The sequence below is a fragment of the Tritonibacter litoralis genome, from assembly GCF_009496005.1.
GTDB lineage: Bacteria > Pseudomonadota > Alphaproteobacteria > Rhodobacterales > Rhodobacteraceae > Epibacterium > Epibacterium litoralis.
Genome location: NZ_WIBF01000012.1, coordinates 114,132 through 134,296, shown reverse-complemented (window position 1 = coordinate 134,296; position 20,165 = coordinate 114,132). Strand labels below are relative to the sequence as shown.

20 protein-coding genes are annotated in these 20,165 nt (G+C 58.1%); 17 read left to right on the top strand and 3 right to left on the bottom strand.

The window, feature by feature from the left end; genetic code table 11:
* Positions 1–24: 24 nt before the first annotated feature.
* From GFB49_RS17005 to GFB49_RS16980, 6 genes are all read left to right on the top strand, one after another.
* Positions 25–1,854, top strand: a complete 1,830-nt coding sequence (locus GFB49_RS17005) for an ABC transporter permease (protein WP_153217133.1) — start codon at positions 25–27, stop codon at positions 1,852–1,854.
* Between the two features lie 3 nt (positions 1,855–1,857).
* Complete coding sequence (locus tag GFB49_RS17000) at positions 1,858–2,994, top strand: ABC transporter ATP-binding protein (protein WP_153217132.1); 1,137 nt, start codon at positions 1,858–1,860, stop codon at positions 2,992–2,994.
* 49 nt (positions 2,995–3,043) lie between these two features.
* Complete coding sequence (locus GFB49_RS16995) at positions 3,044–4,156, top strand: ABC transporter substrate-binding protein (RefSeq protein ID WP_153217131.1); 1,113 nt, start codon at positions 3,044–3,046, stop codon at positions 4,154–4,156.
* A 77-nt stretch (positions 4,157–4,233) separates the two neighbouring features.
* Entirely contained in the window at positions 4,234–5,076 is an 843-nt protein-coding gene (locus GFB49_RS16990) for an inositol monophosphatase family protein (protein WP_246149769.1), read from the top strand.
* Positions 5,073–5,714 (top strand): dual specificity protein phosphatase family protein, encoded by a 642-nt coding sequence (locus GFB49_RS16985; RefSeq protein ID WP_153217129.1) that lies wholly within the window; start codon positions 5,073–5,075, stop codon positions 5,712–5,714. Before GFB49_RS16990 ends, GFB49_RS16985 begins: the two co-directional genes overlap by 4 nt.
* Positions 5,715–5,736: 22 nt before the next feature.
* A complete protein-coding gene (locus GFB49_RS16980; RefSeq protein ID WP_153217128.1) occupies positions 5,737–6,753 on the top strand; it encodes a LacI family DNA-binding transcriptional regulator in 1,017 nt (338 codons plus the stop codon).
* A 179-nt stretch (positions 6,754–6,932) separates the two neighbouring features.
* Here the strand turns inward: GFB49_RS16980 and GFB49_RS16975 are convergent, their stop codons facing one another.
* Entirely contained in the window at positions 6,933–8,039 is a 1,107-nt protein-coding gene (locus tag GFB49_RS16975) for a Gfo/Idh/MocA family protein (protein WP_153217127.1), read from the bottom strand.
* A gap of 8 nt (positions 8,040–8,047) precedes the next feature.
* Positions 8,048–8,758, bottom strand: a complete 711-nt coding sequence (locus GFB49_RS16970; protein WP_246149768.1) for a GntR family transcriptional regulator — start codon at positions 8,756–8,758, stop codon at positions 8,048–8,050.
* 102 nt (positions 8,759–8,860) lie between these two features.
* On the opposite strand from GFB49_RS16970, the gene GFB49_RS16965 reads away from it, so the two are divergent.
* The 7 genes from GFB49_RS16965 (at position 8,861) to GFB49_RS16935 (ending at position 15,022) form a co-directional block, all read left to right on the top strand.
* Positions 8,861–10,015 (top strand): LLM class flavin-dependent oxidoreductase, encoded by a 1,155-nt coding sequence (locus GFB49_RS16965; RefSeq protein ID WP_153217125.1) that lies wholly within the window; start codon positions 8,861–8,863, stop codon positions 10,013–10,015.
* The gene (locus tag GFB49_RS16960; RefSeq protein ID WP_153217124.1) at positions 10,015–10,905 is read left to right on the top strand and encodes an aldo/keto reductase; all 891 of its coding nucleotides are present in this window, start codon (positions 10,015–10,017) and stop codon (positions 10,903–10,905) included. Before GFB49_RS16965 ends, GFB49_RS16960 begins: the two co-directional genes overlap by 1 nt.
* A complete protein-coding gene (locus GFB49_RS16955; RefSeq protein WP_153217160.1) occupies positions 10,905–11,423 on the top strand; it encodes a flavin reductase family protein in 519 nt (172 codons plus the stop codon). Before GFB49_RS16960 ends, GFB49_RS16955 begins: the two co-directional genes overlap by 1 nt.
* A gap of 57 nt (positions 11,424–11,480) precedes the next feature.
* Positions 11,481–12,071 carry a TRAP transporter small permease gene (locus GFB49_RS16950; RefSeq protein WP_153217123.1) on the top strand — a complete coding sequence of 197 codons (591 nt, stop codon included), beginning with the start codon at positions 11,481–11,483 and terminating at the stop codon, positions 12,069–12,071.
* A complete protein-coding gene (locus GFB49_RS16945) occupies positions 12,071–13,546 on the top strand; it encodes a TRAP transporter large permease (protein WP_153217122.1) in 1,476 nt (491 codons plus the stop codon). The genes GFB49_RS16950 and GFB49_RS16945 overlap by 1 nt, the downstream gene beginning before the upstream one ends.
* Positions 13,547–13,582: 36 nt before the next feature.
* Positions 13,583–14,641 (top strand): TRAP transporter substrate-binding protein, encoded by a 1,059-nt coding sequence (locus tag GFB49_RS16940; protein ID WP_153217121.1) that lies wholly within the window; start codon positions 13,583–13,585, stop codon positions 14,639–14,641.
* Between the two features lie 69 nt (positions 14,642–14,710).
* The gene (locus tag GFB49_RS16935; protein WP_153217120.1) at positions 14,711–15,022 is read left to right on the top strand and encodes a Dabb family protein; all 312 of its coding nucleotides are present in this window, start codon (positions 14,711–14,713) and stop codon (positions 15,020–15,022) included.
* 15 nt (positions 15,023–15,037) lie between these two features.
* Here GFB49_RS16935 and GFB49_RS16930 read toward each other — a convergent pair whose 3' ends face one another.
* The gene (locus GFB49_RS16930; protein ID WP_153217119.1) at positions 15,038–15,529 is read right to left on the bottom strand and encodes a tetratricopeptide repeat protein; all 492 of its coding nucleotides are present in this window, start codon (positions 15,527–15,529) and stop codon (positions 15,038–15,040) included.
* A 48-nt stretch (positions 15,530–15,577) separates the two neighbouring features.
* Here GFB49_RS16930 and GFB49_RS16925 point away from each other — a divergent pair, with 48 nt between their 5' ends.
* The 4 genes from GFB49_RS16925 to GFB49_RS16910 all read left to right on the top strand — a co-directional run bounded on the left by GFB49_RS16925 (position 15,578) and on the right by GFB49_RS16910 (position 20,129).
* Positions 15,578–16,858 carry a cytochrome-c peroxidase gene (locus GFB49_RS16925; RefSeq protein WP_343032618.1) on the top strand — a complete coding sequence of 427 codons (1,281 nt, stop codon included), beginning with the start codon at positions 15,578–15,580 and terminating at the stop codon, positions 16,856–16,858.
* A gap of 6 nt (positions 16,859–16,864) precedes the next feature.
* Entirely contained in the window at positions 16,865–17,890 is a 1,026-nt protein-coding gene (locus GFB49_RS16920) for a YeiH family protein (protein ID WP_153217118.1), read from the top strand.
* A 97-nt stretch (positions 17,891–17,987) separates the two neighbouring features.
* Complete coding sequence (locus GFB49_RS16915) at positions 17,988–18,722, top strand: GntR family transcriptional regulator (RefSeq protein ID WP_153217117.1); 735 nt, start codon at positions 17,988–17,990, stop codon at positions 18,720–18,722.
* A 132-nt stretch (positions 18,723–18,854) separates the two neighbouring features.
* The gene (locus GFB49_RS16910) at positions 18,855–20,129 is read left to right on the top strand and encodes an ABC transporter substrate-binding protein (protein ID WP_194269377.1); all 1,275 of its coding nucleotides are present in this window, start codon (positions 18,855–18,857) and stop codon (positions 20,127–20,129) included.
* Positions 20,130–20,165: the final 36 nt, after the last annotated feature.

Genomic DNA, 20,165 nt, shown 5'->3' with positions numbered 1-20,165 from the left:
CACAACTGAGAAAGCCCCACTCTCATGATTGCCGCAGATCCATCCCAAAGCCCCCAGGCCGCCAGCGCGTTCCAGAAACTGCGCCACCGGTTGGTTGTGGCCAGCACAGAGCCAACTCTCTTTGTCGGCCTGCTGCTGTTGATGGTATTTCTGTGGCTGATTGCCATGCCGCTGCTGACCATTTTTGCCGATATCTTCACCGTTCAAATCGGTGATGAGCCGCGCACTGGCGGAACGGTTGGGGACTGGACATTCTACTACCTCGAACGCGCCTTTGCCTCGCGCATGTCGCAGTTGATCTTTCTGCAGCCTCTTTGGAACACGCTGAAAATCGCGCTGACCTCGATGGTGCTGGCCCTCGTCATCGGGTCCATCCTCTCATGGCTTCTGGTGCGGACCGATCTGATGGGGCGCGGCTGGCTGTCTACGGCGCTGGTGATCCCCTTTATGTTGCCTGCCTGGACCTTTGCGCTGGCCTGGACAACACTGTTCAAGAACGCCACCATCGGCGGTCAACCGGGCTGGGTCGAAGGCATGGGCTATCAGCTGCCCGACTGGGTCTCTTACGGGGCCTTTCCGACCATCATCATTATGACTCTCAATTACATCCCCTTTGTCATCCTGTTGGTCGGCAATGCGTTGCGCCGTCTGGACAGCCAGTTGGAGGATGCCGGGCGGATGCTGGGCGCCTCCCAAAGCACAGTTGCCTTACGAATTGTGTTCCCGCTGATGCGCCCGGCGGTGATGTCGGCGGCGCTCTTGATGTTTGCGGATGCGATTGGCGAGTTTTCAGTGCCCTATGTTCTGGGCTTGCCGGTGCAATTTGAGACGCTGGCGACCTCGCTCTATCGCGCCATTGGCACCCAGCAAACCGGTATGGCTGCGGTCTTTGCAGGCGTCATCATGGTCATCGGCATTGTAACGCTGACCATTGACACCTGGATGATGCGCGAGGCCCGCAGGTTTGCCATTATCGGTGGCAAGGGCGCCATGGGGCGTCGTCAATCGCTGGGCCTGTTGCAGCTGCCTGCCTTTGCACTGGCTGGAATGATGTTTGCGATCGCCGTGATCATCCCCCTTGGTGCGCTGGCGCTTTCGACAGTGATGCATCTGCCGGGGCGGTTTGAGCTGTCGAACTTCACCCTAGATTACTGGATCGGCACCAATCTGGACACCATCGCCCTGCGCAACGGCATCCTGTTGTCGTCTGAGTTCTGGTCGGCGGCGTGGAATTCCGTGCGGATTGTTGGCTCTGCCTCACTCTGCGCCGGCCTGCTGGGACTGTTGACCGGCTATATCGTGGTCCGAGCCCCCATGCGGGGGGTCTCTTCCCTGCTGCGGCAGATCACATTCTTTCCCTATCTGGTGCCCGGGATTGCCTTTGCGGCGGCTTTCCTGACCCTCTTTGCGGTTCCTCACGGTCCGATCCCCGCGCTGTATGGAACGCCCTGGATCCTGTTGTTGGCGCTGATTGCGGACCAGATGCCCTTTGCCAGCCGTGCCGGTATCTCTGCGATGACCCAGCTGGGCCACGACGTCGAAGACAGCGCCCGCATTGCTGGAGCAGGCTGGTTGCGCCGGATGCGGTCGATTGTGATGCCCATCCAAAAAGGCGCGCTGGTCACCGCAATCCTGATGCCCTTCATCTCAGGGATCAAAGGGGTCAGCCTCTTTATCATACTGGCGGTGCCAGCCACCGATGTGCTGACCACCTTCTCGATCCGCCTTATCGATTATAACTACACCCAGGCCGCCAATGCGGTGGTGCTGATGATCACGATGATTGCCCTGGTGGGCACGCTGGTGATCAACCGCATCACCGGCACCGGGCTGGCCCAAGGGTTGGAGAGCTGACCCATGCCCCAGATCACCCTGTCCAATATCACCAAGACCTATGCAGGCAGCAATGCTCCGGCTGTGCGCAATGTGAACCTGACCGTCGAGGATGGCGCCTTTATGTGCGTGCTGGGTCCGTCAGGTTGCGGAAAGTCCACCATTTTGCGCATGATTTCCGGTCTGGAAACTCTGACCGAAGGAGAAATCGCAGTCGACGGCCGCGCGTTGGACAATGTGGCCACCGGCCAGTTTGTTCCGCCTGAAAAACGCGGCATTGGTCTGGTCTTTCAATCTTATGCGTTGTGGCCCCATATGACGGTAGCCGCCAATATCGAGTTTGGTCTGAAACTGCAAAACATGCCGACCAAAGCGCGCAAGGCCCGTGTGGCTGAAATGGTCAAAACCCTGCGTATTGAAGGGCTTGAGGATCGATACCCCGCGCAGCTGTCCGGCGGGCAGCAACAGCGGGTGGCACTGGCGCGCACCCTGGCGGTCACACCCGGTATCTTGTTGCTGGATGAACCCCTGTCAAATCTGGATGCCACCTTGCGCCTGTCGATGCGCGCCGAGCTCAGCCGTTTGCACCGGGAGTTTGGCACAACCATCGTCTTTGTGACCCATGACCAATGGGAGGCCATGACCCTTGCGACGCAGATCGCCGTGATGAGCAAAGGTGAGCTGCAACAGATCGGCACGCCGGATGACATCTATGCCCGCCCCGCGAACCGTTTTGTGGCTGAATTCATCGGCAACCCGCCTATCAATCTGATCCCCGCCTCTTCGAGTGCGGCGCAGGTCCTGATCTCTGCCGCCCCCACATCTTTGGCAGATGTCGCAATGATCGGCCTGCGCCCCGAAGGGATGGTGCTGAACACCACAGACGGCCCCGGTGCGCTGCCGGTGGTGATCTCGGAAATCCTGCCAACGGGCGGAGCCTGGATGGTTGAAGTCACCTATGCCAACGGTCAAACACCGGCCCATCTGACCCACACCACCCAATCGCCACCGCCCTGGCGTGTTGGCGATGCGGTGTTTCTACACCCGCAGCCCCATGCGCTGCATGCCTTTGACCACACCGGCACGCGGCAGGCGTTGCCCGGTCAAACGACCCCCACACAAACGCCCCTCCTCCGCGCCTCTGCGGGCGAGGCCCTGTGACTTTCGCCCTGTGACTTTCATCGTTATCTCGCACCCAAAGGACCGCGACATGAAACCTTCCCTGATCTCTTCACTCGCCCTTGGCAGCCTGCTCGCTACGCCGGTTTTGGCCGAGGAATTCGACCTCGACGCGCTGCTTGAAGCCGCCAAATCGGAACCGGCGCTGACGGTCTATGACTCGACCGGCAAGATCAAGAAACAGGCAGCCGCTTTTGCCGAAACCTTTGGCTTGGAAGCTGTCGGCACCAAATCCAAAGCTGCCGCCACCATCAAAATCGTGACCGGCGAAGCGCAGGCGCAGAATGTACAATCCGATGTTGTGATTGTCTCTGACGTGCCCGCCGCCACCGCGCAGCTGCTAAAACCTGGCTATGTCACCAGCTACCTGCCCTCTGACATGGCGGATAAGATCGACGCCGCCTATCACCAGCCGCTGGTGGTTTCCAACTCTCCGGTGGTCTGGTCCTATAACACCGCGCTGAATGACAGCTGCCCGGTCTCAAACATCTGGGCCCTGACCGAAGAGAGCTGGACAGGCCGTATAGCCATGCCCGACCCGCTGGCTAAATCTCTGTATACTGACTGGTTCAACCAGCTGGCCATGCACCACGATGGCGAGATCGCAGCCGCTTATGAGGCGCATTTTGGCACGCCATTGGAAACCAAATTCAACAGCGCAACCGAGGCGTTTGTGGTCGCGCTTGCTGAAAATCAGCCCCTGTTGACCAATTCCGACAGCGACGTGGCTGCCGCAGTCGGTGCACCCGACAGTGCCGAAAATTTCATGGGCATCATGTCCACTGCCAAATTCCGTGAAAACAAGAACGGTATGAAGCTTGGCATCTGCGACAGCATGCAGCCGATGGTCGGTTTTCTGTCTCCGAAATTCATGATGATCACCGAAGGCACCGACAGCCCGAATGCGGCAAAGCTCTTTGTGCATTATATGCTGACCGCCGAAGGTTGGGGCCCTCAGGCCATCGACGGCAAGATTTCCACCAACGTGGACCTGCCCATTCCGGCCGAGGAACCTTCGGGTGTGGCTGCGCATCTGGATCAACTCCTGTCCTATAATGCGTCAACTTCCAGCGATGACTGGTCTGCCCGTCAGGATTGGCAGGATATCTGGGCTTTGGCACGTGCCGGGCAATTGAGCCAGTAATCCGAAAATACTCAGCTATGGCGGTCCTCGCACGCGGGGTCCGCCCTTCAACGTTTCAAATATCCGAAGGCCTTACCTTGACCGATCTAACCGCCACCGCAGACAGCCACATTTGTCTGGACGCACGCGAAGCTTTTTTGAAAACAGTCATCCGCAAAGCCGCCGACCGGGCGCTGGAGGGGTTCAACCAACGCATCGCCGGACAGTTTGACACCAAAGGCCCACAGGATTTCCTGACCGAAACCGATCTCGCGGTTGAGGATCTGATCCGTCGCGAAATCGCCCAGAGCTTTCCTGATGACGCCATTCTCGGAGAGGAAGGCGGCGGCACGCCCGGTGAGGCGACCTGGATTATCGACCCAATTGACGGCACCGCGAATTTTGCACGTGGGGTGCCGCATTTCTGTGTGATCATTGCCTTTTGCCTCAAGGGGCGTTGCGAACTGGGTGCCATTGCACACCCTGTGCTGGATCAGACTTATCTGGTACGTCGTGGCAAGGGCGTTACCAAAAATGGCCAGAAGATCCGCGTGACACGAACCCGGGATATGTCCATGGCTTGTGTCGAGATGGGGTGGTCCCGTCGGCATCCGATTGAGGGTTATTTGAACACCCAGCGCAGCATTCTGGAGCTTGGCGCAAACGTTCGCCGCGGTGGCTCTGGCGGATTGGCGCTGGCCTATGTGGCCGAGGGCTCATCAGACGGATACCTTGAAGTGTCCATGAACAGCTGGGACTGCGTCGCTGGCCTCTTGATGGTGGAAGAAGCCGGCGGTCGGGTTGGCACCTGGCCTGCCACATTGGAGGATCTGACCCAAACTGGTCCGGTTCTGGCGTTTACTCCAGCGTTGGCCCCCGATCTGGCCGATGCGGCCTTTGATGGGCTGGCCCTGAAACCAGTGGCGGAGGGTATGCTATGAGCACAGCTGACGTCACCCGGATCAAAGAGGTCTTTGCCGCAGCTGATGCGGCCCGCGCGCCCCTACATCTGGTGCATGAAAACCTCGGCGGGCGGGGCATAAACCTCTTTATCGGCAATAAACACGCCGCCTCGACCCCGGAAACCTTGGCAGAGCACGGTATTGGGATGGTGTTCAACTGTGCCGTGAACCTTGACATCAATATGGTGACCCAACCCGACAGCAGTTCCCGCGCGCTGCCCTTTGGTTGGGGGCCAGTGCGATACTACAAGCTTGGTATTGTGGATGGACCAGGCAACCCTGCGCCGATGATTTTGGCTGGTTATTACCAGCTGAAAGGCGCAATTGATCAGGTTCTCCCTCAAAAAGCCAGCTACCCATGGGAGGATCGCGGCCATGTTCTTATCCATTGTCGTGGCGGGCGCAGCCGGTCCGTCACATTGGCCGCGCTGTTTCTACATCTTGAGTGCCCGGACCAGTATCCGACCATCGAGACCGCAGTAGATCACATACGTGTTGCACGAGAGCTGCAAAAAGAAGAGTGGCCGCAAGCCCCAAAGGAAGTTCTGGTTGATGCTGCCCGCTGGGCTGCTGATATGGTGCAGATGATCGCGCCGCACACGCCGAAAACATTGTAAAGATACGCGAATACTTGAAGACATGCCCAAACCGACACGCACCGATCCCACCCGCCCGGCCTCTGCCGCCGAAGTCGCCCGTCTGGCGGGTGTCTCCCGTTCTGCCGTGTCGCGCACTTTTACCGATGGGGCCAGTGTGTCGCCCGAGACCCGTGCCAAGGTTATGGAGGCCGCCAAGGCACTGAACTATCACGTCAACCACCTGGCACGGGGGATCTCCAAAGAGGAAAGCCGCCCGGTCTGCCTCTTGGCCGCCAATCTGAACAAACCCTATCACGGGTTATTGCTGGATGCGTTGACCCGGCGGTTACAGGCGGCGGGGAGGATCTCGATGGTCATCAACGTCAGCGCCGATCCTAAAAGCGCGGGTGAAGCGCTGGAGAGCACGCTGAATTATCGGGCCTCGGCCAGTGTTGTGATGTCCGGTACGCCGCCCGAGGCGATGGTAAAGGCCTGTGTTGGAGCGGGGCAAAAAGTTATTCTGATCAACCGCAGCGACACATTCGACGGCGTCCACCACATTCAGATCGACTACAAACAGGCGATGATGGATGCGGTCCATATGTTGGCACGCGCTGGCTGCCAGCGTCTTGCGTTAGCAAGCTCCTCCAAAGGTACGCCAAGCCTTGTCGCCCGCGAAGAGTTCTTTTTCGAAGCTGCCAAGGCACAGGGGCTTGCGCCGATCATCTGCCGCTGCCCCGGGACCAATTACGAGGACGGTGTGCAAGCCGCGCGGGAGATTTTGGCAGGCAGCGATAGGCCCGATGGGGTCTTTGGCATCACCGATCTGGTGGCCTGTGGTTTTATAGATTCCGCGACTCGTGATTTTGGTCTGTCGATCCCCGGTGATCTTTGTGTGCTGGGGTTCGACGATATTCCGCAATCCAGCTGGCAAAGCTATGGTTTGACGACCTTCTCGCAGCCCTATGATGCCATTGCTGAGCGTGTGAGCGATATTCTGTTGGAGAAAACAGATATTGACCTCGGGGCGCGTCTTCCCGCGCAACCCCGCTGGCGCAATTCTGTCCGTGCAAAGTAGGAAAAAATAGCACTGGACACTCAAACAGGGATTGAACCGCTCTTAGCGTTTTTCTCGCACCAAAACGCTAAGAGCCATGGCTGCCAGGATGACTTTGCTTGCTGTGTATTTGCAGCGTGTGGCATTTTGGGGTTGTGAAAAGCCCGGCGGCGATCGGCTAGACGCCACCGGACCATCTATCATGCCAGCTCGGACATCTCGACCATGCGGTTTTCCGCGATGGAGATCTGTGCGGCCAGCCCCATCAGGACCGCCATTTTACCGTCGTGCAAGCTGACCTCGGCGGCGTCCCGTTCCCCGCGCACCAGTTCCAGGAACTTCTGATGCTGATAGAAGGTCGAGCCATTGTGGTCCCCGGCTTCCAAAATGGTGGGATCGACCGGGATGTCGCGTTCTTCGGGACCTTTGGGATCCCGCGGTGAGATCACCAGTTTGGGCACGGGCGCCGCGCCCAGATGTTCAGGCCAGAATCGACCGGGGCCCGGTACAAAGGCTTCGGCCTTGCCGTTTGGCCCCACAGCGGACACGTCCTCTTGGTACTCGGCCCCTTCGGCAAACATGCACAATTCCAGCATCGCCCGCGCGCCAGAGGCAAATTCGACAATCACATAACCATTATCAAGGATATCCGGGGTCTCACCATCATAGCGTTCATCCAGATGATTCACGTCCTGACCACCAGAGGCCATCACGCGCACTGGTTCTGATTTCAGTGTCAGGCGCATCAGGTCGAAGAAGTGGCAGCATTTTTCCACAAATGTACCGCCGGACTGGACATTGAACCGGTTCCAGTCGTCAACTTTTTCCAGGAAGGGAAAGCGATGTTCGCGCACGGTCAGCATTTTGATGCCGCCGGTGACGGTTTCGGCCTCTTCTAGAAAGGCCGCGATTGGCGGCATGTACCGATATTCCATCGCCACCCAGACCGGTGCCGGGTAGTTGGCGGCAAAGTCTTCGACCCGCTTCAGATCATCGATGCTGGTGAACAGCGGCTTTTCGACCAGAACCGGCAACGGGTTCTGCGCGGCCAGCGCTTCCAACTGTTCCACATGGCGGAAGTTCGGGCTGGCGATCATAATGCAATCCAGGCCATCAACCGCCAACAGCGCTTGGACACTGTCAACAAACTGCGCATCGGGCGCAAATTTGGCGGAGTCCGCCTGCATCTGCGCGTTGGGTTCAAAGATTGCGGCAACTTGGGTGTTGGGAAGCAGCGCGATATTGCGCAGGTGCTCCTGCCCCATCATGCCACACCCGATGATGCCGTATTTGGTGGGTTCTGACATATTTCCTCCTATGTCAGGCGCTGGACATAAAGCGCCTTGTCTGTGTCAAACCATGTTCGGGAAAACTCGACCGCCTCGGGCGCTTGCGCCCATGAGTAACGTTCGATGTATCCAGTGATCTCTCCGGCGGCTTTGCCAAAACCGTCCGGTGCCCAGTCCGGAACCCGGCCGATCGACACGCGGTCTTCGGCGCGGGAAATCCAAAACCCCAGGGTCAGCCGGTAGTAACGATAAAGCGAATCCGACAATTGAGCCGGGTCAATGCGGCCGGCATCGCAATCCAGCCAAATTTCTTCGACCGCGATTTTGACACCATCCAGATACCGCAGACGACGGATTCGGTTGCCGTAGTCCGAAGTGCCAAAGGACGGGATGTCATCCGGTTTTTTCAAGTGATCCACGCTCAGGATATCTGCATGTGGCAGGCCACCGCCCTGATGCAATTCCAGCCGAAACATCGAATAGATGCTTTGAGCCCCTTGCGTGGACCGGACATAGTTCCCGGACCCTTGGACCCGGTCCAGCATCCCTTGTTTTTCAAGCTCTGACAAGGCTTTACGCAATGTACGAACGGTTGTTCCATATTGCGCAGCCAACTGCCGTTCCGGTGGCAAGCGTTCCCCATCCACCAGCCGACCTGCTGCAATCTCGCGGATCAGGGACTCGCTGATTTGCAGATACAGCGGAATAGATGTGGCGTTCAGGGGCGCGTCTGTCATCGGGTAAAGCTTGCCTTGCAGAAAAAATTGATACACCATTGATCTACATCAAAGCGCGGTCTATGCAAGTTGAAATTGAGATCGCATTTTTGGGAGGAATCGATGACCGTTGTCCCCGTGACATCCGCCGATTTGGACGCCGTGGAAGTGTCCTGGTTTGCCGCGCTGTGCTCTGATGATTACCAGTTTCTGGGCGTGCCCGATGGCAACCTGCGTTCATCCTGGGCGCATTGCTCCAACATCGTGAAAGAGGCGGAAAAGCAAGGCTTTCGCAACATTCTGTGCCCCTCTTCCTATCAGGTGGGTCAGGACACCCTCAGCTTTGTCGCGGGCTGTGCGCCGATCACCGAAAAGATTAACCTTTTGGCCGCTGTACGCTGCGGCGAGATGCAGCCGATCATGCTGGCACGCACCATTGCCACGCTGGATCACATGCTTGAAGGTCGCCTGACGGTGAACATCATCTCGTCCGATTTCCCCGGCGAAAAGGCCGACAGCGCCTATCGCTATCAGCGTTCGCGCGAAGTGGTGGAGATCCTGAAACAGGCCTGGACCCAGGATGAGATCAACTATCAGGGGGAAGTGTATAACTTCAGCGGCCTGACCACCGATCCTGTCCGCCCCTATCAAACCGGCGGACCGCTGCTGTATTTTGGGGGGTATTCCCCGGCGGCGCTGGAGCTGTGTGGCCAGCATTGCGATGTCTACCTGATGTGGCCCGAGAAGATGGAAGAGCTGCAGGGCCGGATGCAGGCGGTCAATGCAGTTGCGGAAAAATACAACCGCACCCTGGATTACGGTCTGCGAGTCCACATGATTGTGCGCGACACCGAAGCCGAAGCGCGGGAATATGCTGAATACATCGTGTCCAAACTGGATGCGGACCAAGGCACCGCCATTCGCGAACGGGCGCTGGATGCCAAATCGCTGGGTGTGAGCCATCAGGCAAAGAACCGTGAGATTGCGGATGATGCGGGCTTTATCGAGCCGAACCTGTGGACCGGCGTGGGCCGGGCGCGTTCGGGCTGTGGTGCGGCGCTGGTGGGCTCGACCGATCAGGTCATGAGCAAGCTGGAAGCGTATCAAAAGATGGGCATCCGCGCCTTTATCTTCTCGGGCTATCCGCATCTGGACGAAGCCAAGCACTTTGGCGCGCGGGTTATGCCGCATCTGAAAACCTGTTCGCTGCCCGAGGCATATGGCCGTGTCCCCGCCACTGCCCCAGCGACACCTTTGGCCGTAGGAGAACGCCGCTAATGGATCGCGTAAATCTGACTTCTGACCTGTCTTTCAGCCGCCTGGTCTATGGCATGTGGCGCATTGGCGATGTGGATGACACGTCGCCAGCCCATGTGGAAGCCAAGATCGCAGCCTGTCTGGAACAGGGGATCACCACCTTTGACCAGGCGGATATCTATGGTGACTACGGCGCTGAGGCCATTTTGGGGGGCGCGCTCAAGGCAAACCCTGCCTTGCGGGACCAGATGGAGATCGTGACCAAATGCGATATCGTCGCGCCCATCGGTCGCTACTCGGATAAGTCGGTCAAATACTACGACACCTCGCGCGCGCATATCATGCAATCGGTCGAGACCTCGCTGACCGAAATGGGGATTGAGCAGATCGACCTGTTGTTGATCCACCGCCCCGATCCGTTGATGGACCATAATGAGACCGGCGCGGCGCTGGATGAGCTGGTGACATCGGGCAAGGTGCGCGCCGTTGGTGTGTCGAACTTCCGCCCCTGGGATTGGTCGCTGCTGCAGTCGGCAATGAAATCGCAGCTAGTCACCAACCAGATCGAAATCTCGCTGGGGGAAATCTCGGCCTTTACCAATGGTGATCTGGCGTTCCACCAGCAGCACAATCACCCCATCATGGCCTGGTCGCCGCTGGGTGGCGGTGAGCTGATGACCGGTTCCGGGGCTGTGGCAGAGCAAATGGATGCGATCGCGCAGGCCCAGGGCGTTGATCGCGCCGCTGTTGCCGTGGCCTTCCTGCTGCGGCACCCGGCACAGATCCTGCCGGTGCTTGGCACCAACAATCTGCAGCGGATCCAGTCGATTTCGGACGCAACCAAGGTCGAATTGGACCGCGAGACCTGGTTCAAACTTTATGAAGCCGCGCTTGGCAAGGAGGTGCCATGATGTCCATTGATGGGCCAAACCTGACCCAAAGCTTTGTGCCGGATCCTTCCAACACCCGACTGTTGCGGGACGCGTTTGGGCGGTTTGCCACGGGCGTGACCATTGTGACCGCCGCCACGCACGAGGGCCCGGTTGCGATCACCGCGAACAGCTTTTCTTCGGTGTCGCTGACACCGCCGCTGGTTCTGTGGTCGCCGGACCGAAATTCACGCCGCTTCCCCTATTTTGAACAGGCAGAGCATTACGCCATCCATGTGCTCTCGGCCGAGCAGGACGATCTGTGCTGGCTTGTGGCAAAAGATGCATTTGGTCTGAAGGAAAAAGATCTGGCGGTCAACGCCGAAGGGGTGCCGGTGCTGGACGGATGCTTGGCGCGGTTCGAATGCACCCGCACCGCTATTTATGAAGGTGGGGATCATGCCATCATGCTGGGTCAGGTGAACCGGGCGACGATGCGCGATGATGGGGAGGCGCTGACGTTCTTCAAAGGTCAAATGGGCCAGTTCGCAGCAAGTTAAGACGACAGTCCGTCCCGGTTGCAAATGCTGGGGCGGATCAAGGGAGGAAAATAACATATGAAGCCAATCTTGGCTATCCTGAACGTATTGCGCCCGCTCAACAGCGGGCTATTGGCGGTTGGGCGATGGATCGGAATGGTCGCCATTGCCGCCATGGTGGTTGCAATTCTGGTGCAGGTTTTCTTTCGTTACGTTTTGGGAAATGCGTTACCTTGGCCCGATGAGGCGGCGCGCTTTTGCATGCTGTGGATGACCGGTTTGATGGCCCCCACCGCGCTCCGACGTGGTGGGTTTGTTGCCATTGATGTGCTGGAAGCGATGCTGCGCGGTGTGGCGGCGCATCTGTTGCAGTTTGTGCTGCTGGCCATAGCGCTGATGGTTCTGATTGTCTCGGTTCAGATCGGCTACAAGGAAGTCACAGGTATTGGCGGCCGCTTTGCGACGGCCTCGCTTTATGTGCCCACATCCTTTGGTTTTGACAACTGGTACCGTGTGCCGCGCAGCTGGATGATGCTGTCGCTGCTGGTTGGCATCATCCTTTTGATCTCGGTCTGTGTCGAGTTGATGCTGGAACGCATTGTACATCTGTTTGGGCAAGGCAGCCGCCTGCCCGCACGGGAACGGTTTACACTTGGAGGCGCAGAATAATGTTGATTTGGTTCCTCCCGGTCTTTTTGGTGCTTTTGATGATCGGCCTGCCGGTGTTTTTCAGCCTGCTGGCGGCACCGGGTGCGTTATTGCTGCTGAATGGTCAGGAACGCGATCTGACGCTGCTTTATCGCAATCTGTACAACGGCATGGACAGTTTCCCATTGATGGCGATCCCGTTTTTCATGCTGGCAGGTGAGCTGATGAACCGCGGCGGTATCACCCTGCGCCTGGTTGAATTCTCGCAGGCTCTGATGGGCCATCTGCGTGGTGGTCTGGCGCAGGTGAACATCCTGTCGTCGATCCTGTTCGCGGGCCTGTCTGGCTCGGCTGTTGCCGATACTTCGGCGCTTGGCTCCATGCTGATCCCCGCGATGGAGAAAGAGGGCTATTCCCGCCGCTTTGCCGCTGCCATCACCGCTGCCAGTTCGGTGATTGGGCCGATCATTCCGCCATCGGGTATTATGATCATCTATGCCTATGTGATGGGAGAAAGCGTCGCGGCGCTGTTTCTAGCTGGCATCGTGCCTGGCGTTCTGGTGGGTGTTGGTCTGATGGTTGCCGTGCGCGCCATGGCCAACCGATATCAACTGCCCGAAGCCAAACGTGTGGTGTTTGAAAATGTCGAAATCGGCGTCACGGAATCGGTGGTCTCCTTTATCCTGGTACGGTTGAACCTTGGTCTGGTGTTGTCGCTCTTGGTGCCCACCGGCACGGAAGCCAGCGCCACCACCAAATGGCTGGTCTTTGTCGGCAGTGTTCTGGCGGCCCATGGGCTGATGCTGGGTCTGCGGCGCCTGGTGAGCCGTGAATTCCGCCTGGTGTGCAAACGTGCGGTTGTGCCACTGCAGACACCGGTGCTGATCCTGGGTGGCATTCTGGCGGGGGTGTTCACCCCGACCGAGGCCGCCGCTGTTGCCGTGGCCTATGCAATTTTGATCGGCTTTGGCGTCCTGCGCACGATGAAACTGTCGGATCTGCCGGATGTTCTGACTCGGGCGGGCATCACATCTGCGGTGGTTCTGCTGCTGGTGGGGGCTGCGATGTCATTCAAAACCGTCGTCAGCCTGAGCCACGCGCCAGAGCAATTGGCGTCCTTTATCCTGACCCTGTCCGAGAACCCGCTGATCCTGTTGTTTCTGATCAACCTGCTGCTGTTCATTGTCGGCATGTTTCTGGATGCAGGCCCGGCGATCATCATCCTGGGTCCGATCCTGGGTCCGGTCTTTGCGGATCTCGGGGTCGAGTCGGTGCATTTCGCAATCATCATGTGTGTAAACCTGACCGTTGGTCTGGCGACCCCGCCGATGGGGCTGGTGCTGTTTGTGGCCGCCTCGGTTTCTCAGGAACGGGTCACAACCATTGCGCGGGCGATCTTGCCGTTTTTGGCGATTGAGATTGCGGTGATCTTCCTGATCACATTTGTTCCCGCCATTTCCCTTACAGTTCCGAGGCTTACCGGGTTTTTGAACTAGTAAACAAGAAGAAGAGCATAATAGGAGGAGACACAAATGCTCAAGTCTTTGGTTAAAACAGTCGCGGTGTCCGCGCTTTTGGCAGGCACCGCCCTGACCGCAAGCGCGGCGGATTACACGATCCGGGCGACAGCAAACTCCAATGAAAACGACGAGGACTATGATGGTCTTGTCGTTTTCAAAAACTACGTCGAAGCCGCGTCCAACGGCGCGATTGAAGTGGAACTGTTCATCGGCACCCAGCTGTGCTCAAATGGTGCGGAATGTCTGCAGGGCGTTGCGGACGGGTCAATTGACGTCTATATTTCAACCTCCGGCGGCGCGTCTGGCCTGTTCCCTTATGTGCAGGTTCTGGATCTGCCCTATCTGATGGCGGACGATCGGATTGCCGAACATGTTCTGTCCGGCGATTTTACCCGCAAAATGCGTGAGATGGCTTTGGAAGACAGCGGCGACACCATCCGTCTGATGACCATCGGCAATACCGGCGGCTGGCGCAATTTTGCCAATACAAAACGCCGCGTTGCGGAGCCTGCGGATCTGGACGGTCTGAAGATCCGCACCGTGGTTGCCGATCTGCCGCAAGAGCTGGTCAAAGCGTTGGGCGCCTCGCCCACTCCGATCCCATGGCCAGAGCTGTTTACCTCCTTTCAGACCGGCGTTGTCGAAGGCTCTAAAAACGGCATCACCGACATTATGGGCATGAAGTTCCCGGATGCAGGCTTGCAATATGTCACTCTGGACGGTCACGCGTATATGGGTGCGATGTGGTGGATGTCGAACCAGAATTTCCTGAACCTGCCAGAAGATATGCGCCGCGTTGTGGTGGATGGTTTCTATGCGCTGCAACAGGCGACATTTGCATCCCCCAAACGCAAATCCATCGCAGCCTATGAAGAATTCGTTGCCGGTGGCGGTGACCTTTATGTGCCAACACCAGCCCAAAAAGCGGCCTTCAAAGCGGCAGCGGCCCCGGTTTACGATTGGTTCAAAGGCAACGTTGGTCGCGGCGAAGAGATTTTCACCGCGCTGACCGATGCGGTTGCAGCGGCAGAAGCAGAAGTGAACGCGGCTCGTGCTGCGGATCTGAACTGATCGCGCGGCCATAAGGGTCATCCGAGGGGGCGCGGTGGTGCCCTCTCACCAAAAGAATGGAGGGCCGAAATGATCTTGCATTGCGTCTTTTGCAACTTCAAAGACGACGTGCCCGCGCGGGACCGCACCGCAATCCTTCATCAACTGGAACAGTTCTGCGGCACATTGGATGGGGTTTTTGGGTTTGAACATGGCCCCAATCTGGATTTTGAACAGAAATCCCCAGCCTATGATGCGGGTTTTGTTATTCGCTTTGAAAACGTGGCGGCTTTGCACGCCTATGCCAAACATCCCGATCATGTGGTTCTGGGCACCCGCCTGTGCAGCCTGTGCAATGGCGGCGCGGATGGTTTAATGGTGTTTGATCTGCAACTGCCCTAAGACACAGCCCCGTCGTTACCGGAACGGGTACATCCAAACTTTGTAATCTTCGACAAGAACATGCGCCTTATCGATCTCTTCTGCCGTCATCTTCTGCGACACCTGTTCAAGGCTGATCGCGGCATCGGGGTCACCGCCGATGGCAGACAGCGTATACCACATGTAGGCCCGCACCAGATCCGGCGCGGGCATGCCGCGGCCGATTTCGTAATACCAGCCGATGCCGGATTGCGCACCGGGGTGGCCTTTCATCGCGCTGCGCAGATACCATTCAAAGGCGCGGATGTCGTCGCGCTCAACCCCCAGCCCCATGGCATACATCACGCCGATCAGCTCCTCGGCGTCCGCATTGCCAGAGCGCGCGGCAGGCCAAAGTTCATCCTTGGCAGCTTGAAACTCCCCAGCCTCCATCAAATCACGCGCCGCTTCAATTTCGGCCAGACCATCGGTGGCAACCAGTGCCAACAACGCGGCGCCAAACCCCGTGCGGGCCGTAATTTTCCTCATCCTGTCTCACTCCTGTTGACGGCCTATTTTGCCATCAGTGCTCCCTTTGTGCGCGCCGCTCCTGCAGATCTCCCGCCAGCGCTGACACCTCAGGATTTTCTCACGCCCGACCCGGCCAAAGCCGAGCTTGGTCGGCTGCTATTTTATGACAAAATACTGTCAGGGAACAGAAATATCAGCTGTGGAACTTGCCATCATCCGCGGCACGGCACGTCAGATGGGTTGTCCTTGGGCCTTGGCGAAGGCGGTCACGGGCTGGGGCTTGATCGCAAAAGCCTTCTGGGCAAAAACCGGGTGCAAAAACGTATTCCACGTAATGCGCCGGCCTTGTGGAATGTGGGGGCGCATGATCTGAAACATGTCATGCATGACGGTCGGATCAGCCGCGATCCGATCTATGGCAACGGGTTTAACACGCCTGCCGAAGAATGGCTGCCGCAGGGCTTGGGCTCTCTCCTTGCGGCGCAGGCCCTGTTTCCGATGACCTCCAGCATTGAGATGGCCGGCAATGTGGGTGAAAACGAGATCATCGGGGCAACCCGCGACCGAATTGATGCCGCCTGGCCCATTCTGGCGAAACGGGTGCGTGTGATCCCTGCCTATGGCAATCTGTTTGTTGCGGCTTTTGATGAGGTTGAAATCGCATCCGACGTCAATATCACCCATATTGCCAACGCGCTGGCGCATTTTATGGCGCAGGATTTCACCTCTTTTGACAGCCCGTTTGATGCCTATCTTGCAGGGGACAGGTCCGCATTGACGGCGGCACAGATCCGGGGGGCGACCTTGTTCTTTGGGGAGGCCGGGTGCAGCGGTTGTCACACAGGCGCGCTGTTTACGGATCAAAGGTTCCATGCGCTTGGCCTGCCGGCCTTTGGTCCCGGACGAACCCGCAAGTTCGATCCCTATGCGCGGGATGTCGGGCGTGTTGGCGAAAGTGACGCTTTGGTCGATTCCTATCGCTTCCGCACGCCTATGCTGCGCAACGTCGCCCTCACCGCCCCTTTTGGACATAATGGAGCATTTCCGACGTTGGATTTGATGATCCGCCATCACCTTGACCCGGTTGCGTCTCGCGCTGCGTGGTCGCCGCGGATGCTGCGTCTGCCAGATGTGCCGTGGCTGCGCGAGATCGACTTTGTGATCCAACAGGACAGGCGTGAAATGGCGCGCCAAGCGGCAGCCCGTGACATATACCTTGCGCCGCGCACAGATGCAGAAGTGACCGATCTGGTTGCGTTCCTGCACAGTCTGACCGGTGCCAAGGCCAAGGCCCAAGCCTCCGAAATCCCCAAGACCGTGCCAAGCGGCCTTGCTGTAGACAGGTAATACCCAATGGAACACCCCGGCACAGCGCGGAACCCGCGCTCTTTTTTGAACGGTCTGCAAGCCAAAGCTTATGAGATTGGCCCTGGCCTGGCGCTGGCGGCGATGATCGCCATGGCGGCACAGTTCATTTCGGACCATTATGGCGCGCCCGTGATGCTGATGGCGATCCTGTTGGGGATCCCGTTCCAGTTCCTGTCCGAAGAAGAGCGCACAGGTCCAGGTATTCAATTTGCCGCCCGTGTGGTGCTGCGCGTCGGTGTTGCCCTTTTGGGGCTGCGGGTGAGCGTCGAGATGATCGGCGTCCTTGGACTTGAGTTCATTTTGGTCGTCTTTGCCGCCGTCCTTCTGACCATCGCACTCTCGATCATTTTGGCCCCGATGCTGGGCAAAGACCGGATGTTCGGCTTCCTGACCGGTGGCGCGGTTGCCATCTGCGGGGCATCAGCGGCTTTGGCGATCTCTTCGATCCTGCCCAAGGACAAAGACAGCGAACGCAACCTGAGCTTTACTGTGATTTCGGTGACCATCATGTCCACCGTGGCGATGATTTTCTATCCGATCCTCTCCGAAAGCCTTGGTCTGGATGCGCGCCACGCCGGCGTGTTTCTGGGCGGGACAATCCACGACGTCGCCCAGGTGGTTGGCGCAGGTTACTCCATCGATACAGAGACCGGGGATTTCTCCACTGTTGTGAAACTGTTTCGCGTCACGCTGTTGGCTCCAATCGTATTTCTGGGCGCTTTGGCTCTGCGCAGCAAAGTGCCGGCAGGCGCAAAACGCCCGCCATTGATCCCGGGATTTGTGATCGCCTTTCTGATCTTTGCCGCGCTGAATTCCATGCATCTGGTGCCCGAAGTGGTGATGAAGCCTGCTGACACCCTGTCCCGTGCAGCGCTGGTCACCGCAGTGGCGGCCGTTGGGATGAAGACATCGATCCGGGAACTGCGCTCGGTTGGGAAGGTATCCGTTGGCATGATCGTGGCACAAACCATCGGTCTGGCGCTGTTTGTGCTTGCCTTTGTCGCGAGGTAATTCGCCTTGTCGCGAGGTAATTCGCCTTTCACAGGGGCCGAAGCCATGCGAAAGCTGTTACATAAGCTCGCTAAACCGTCTTGCAGGAGAAAAGGCGATGGATGCAGCACAGGACTGGCGTGACATATACAATGCGCTGCGAGAAGAAATTCGCCTTTCCCATTTCCAAGCAGGATCCAGACTTCCCACGCAATGTGAATTGTGCCGCAGCTACAAAAGCTCAAGGCATGCGGTGCGCCGCGCGCTGAAAGCACTGGCCGATGATGGGATGATCTCAACCGTGCAAGGGCGTGGCGCCACCGTGATGTCGCGCCCGGTTTTGTATCAGATCGGTCATAAAACACGGCTGGCCACATGTCTGCGGGAACAGGGGCATGCTGTTGAGATCCGCGCGCTCAAAACACAAACGCATCGGGTCTTGCCGCCGGTTGTGGCGGGGATGTTGGGCTTGTCGTTTCAGGACCGTGTGCCCTTTGCCGAGTTCATGCATGAGGTGGATGGCGTTCCAACCGCCTTGGGGCGACATTTCTTTAATGCGCAACGCGTGCCGGATATTCTGCAAGAGGCAACGCGCCCGGACCCTTCTGTGCCAGAGGCCTTTTCCCGTAGTGGAATTGAAGATTACTATCGGGCCTCGACGTTGATTGAGGTGCGCAAATCCACCGCTTATGAAGCGCTGGCGTTGGACATTCCGCCGTCACAACCGGTGCTGAGCCTGTTGGGCAAGAATGTGGATGACAGCGGCAACCCAATCGAAGTGACCGAGGCGGTGGTGCGCACAGATACCGTACGCCTTGAGATTCAGCCGCACCAAATCCGCGACTTGGCGTGAAGAAATTGTGACCCCGTTGGACCACCGCGGATCTGTCAAAGTTGTTTCACACAAGATTGATCAAGTGCCCACGTACAGCCCAGCGGCCGCAGGCAGAACACTTGCTTGATCTATGATTTGATGGAGAAACTGATGTTTCGCTTTACTCTCGCTTCCGCGATGGCGTTGGCGCTCGCGACCACTGCGGCCCATGCCAAGGTAACAATCACCTGCCTCACCAACGCCGGTCACCTGACCCGTCAGCACGAGCCGCTGATGAAAGAATTTAACGCCATGCAGGACGAGATCGAAGTCCAGTATGCGGCCCCGGCCAAAAACTATGGCGACACCCACCTGAAGCTGTTCCGCGGCTCTGCCACAAACACCCTGCCGGACTGCGCGTTTCAGGCTTATAACCAGCTGCCCTCTTTGGCGCGCGCGCTGGCTGAACGTGGCCAGATCGTTGACATGGGCCCGTTGATGGAAGCCGAAGGTGAAGGTTGGATCGAAGAAAACTATTCTGGCGCGATGCTGGATCTGGGCAACATTGATGGCGTCCAATACGGCATGCCGTTCAACGCCTCTGTGATCCAGTGGTATTACAACGCGGATCTGTTCCGCCAAGCCGGTCTGGACCCCGACAAATTCCCGTCCGACTGGGATGGTCTGATTGACGCAGCCCAGAAAATCGATGGTCTGGGGGATAATATCCTGCCGATGTTCATGTGGCTGATCAACGGCGACGACTGGGGCTTTCAGACACTGATCTTGCAACAGGGCGGTCGTATGATGTCCGAGGACGGCCAAGAGGTTGCATTCCACGAGGACGGCCATGCGGTTGAAGCCATGAAGATGGCCAAGCGTCTGCACGACGAAGGCGGCCTGCGCACCGATCTGGATCGTGAGACTCAGTTTGCTGCCTTCACCGAAGGTCGCATGGGTCTGTGGGGTCTGTCCCCTGCGGGTGCCCGCAATATGGCGGAACGTGTGGGTGAGCAGTTCGACCTGCGCTCGCATCCGTTCACCGTTTGGGACGACGCCAAGGGCAAGCTGCCAACCGGTGGCAACGCGGCCATCATCACCACACAGGATCCTGAAAAGATCGCCGCAGCCTGGGAATACATCAAATTCGTGACCGGCCCACGGGGTCAACAGGTTACGGCTGAGATCACCGGTTACCTGCCAACCAACCGTCAAGTTCTGAAGACCGAGTATATGGGCGCGTTTTATGAGGCAGAGCCTTATTATGCGACGCCGGTCAAGCAATACGACCGCGCGGGCCCTTGGTCTGGTTACCCTGGCACCCAGTCTGAAAAGATCTGGCGCGAGCAGGCTTCGACCATCCGCGCCGTGATGGAAGGCAAAACCACACCAGAAGAAGGTGCGGAAGAGCTTAAGGCCATCGCCGAAAAACTGATGACGCGCTAAGGCGCTGACCTTTTGCCCCGGGCCGCTTTGGTCCGG

Bases quoted from the DNA above. Each gene is read 5' to 3' on its own strand.
- GFB49_RS17005 (WP_153217133.1), top strand. From the start codon at position 25: ATGATTGCCGCAGATCCATCCCAAAGCCCCCAGGCCGCCAGCGCGTTC.
- GFB49_RS17000 (WP_153217132.1), top strand. From the start codon at position 1,858: ATGCCCCAGATCACCCTGTCCAATATCACCAAGACCTATGCAGGCAGC.
- GFB49_RS16995 (WP_153217131.1), top strand. From the start codon at position 3,044: ATGAAACCTTCCCTGATCTCTTCACTCGCCCTTGGCAGCCTGCTCGCT.
- GFB49_RS16985 (WP_153217129.1), top strand. From the start codon at position 5,073: ATGAGCACAGCTGACGTCACCCGGATCAAAGAGGTCTTTGCCGCAGCT.
- GFB49_RS16980 (WP_153217128.1), top strand. From the start codon at position 5,737: ATGCCCAAACCGACACGCACCGATCCCACCCGCCCGGCCTCTGCCGCC.
- GFB49_RS16975 (WP_153217127.1), bottom strand. From the start codon at position 8,039: ATGTCAGAACCCACCAAATACGGCATCATCGGGTGTGGCATGATGGGG.
- GFB49_RS16970 (WP_246149768.1), bottom strand. From the start codon at position 8,758: ATGACAGACGCGCCCCTGAACGCCACATCTATTCCGCTGTATCTGCAA.
- GFB49_RS16965 (WP_153217125.1), top strand. From the start codon at position 8,861: ATGACCGTTGTCCCCGTGACATCCGCCGATTTGGACGCCGTGGAAGTG.
- GFB49_RS16960 (WP_153217124.1), top strand. From the start codon at position 10,015: ATGGATCGCGTAAATCTGACTTCTGACCTGTCTTTCAGCCGCCTGGTC.
- GFB49_RS16955 (WP_153217160.1), top strand. From the start codon at position 10,905: ATGTCCATTGATGGGCCAAACCTGACCCAAAGCTTTGTGCCGGATCCT.
- GFB49_RS16950 (WP_153217123.1), top strand. From the start codon at position 11,481: ATGAAGCCAATCTTGGCTATCCTGAACGTATTGCGCCCGCTCAACAGC.
- GFB49_RS16945 (WP_153217122.1), top strand. From the start codon at position 12,071: ATGTTGATTTGGTTCCTCCCGGTCTTTTTGGTGCTTTTGATGATCGGC.
- GFB49_RS16940 (WP_153217121.1), top strand. From the start codon at position 13,583: ATGCTCAAGTCTTTGGTTAAAACAGTCGCGGTGTCCGCGCTTTTGGCA.
- GFB49_RS16935 (WP_153217120.1), top strand. From the start codon at position 14,711: ATGATCTTGCATTGCGTCTTTTGCAACTTCAAAGACGACGTGCCCGCG.
- GFB49_RS16930 (WP_153217119.1), bottom strand. From the start codon at position 15,529: ATGAGGAAAATTACGGCCCGCACGGGGTTTGGCGCCGCGTTGTTGGCA.
- GFB49_RS16920 (WP_153217118.1), top strand. From the start codon at position 16,865: ATGGAACACCCCGGCACAGCGCGGAACCCGCGCTCTTTTTTGAACGGT.
- GFB49_RS16915 (WP_153217117.1), top strand. From the start codon at position 17,988: ATGGATGCAGCACAGGACTGGCGTGACATATACAATGCGCTGCGAGAA.
- GFB49_RS16910 (WP_194269377.1), top strand. From the start codon at position 18,855: ATGTTTCGCTTTACTCTCGCTTCCGCGATGGCGTTGGCGCTCGCGACC.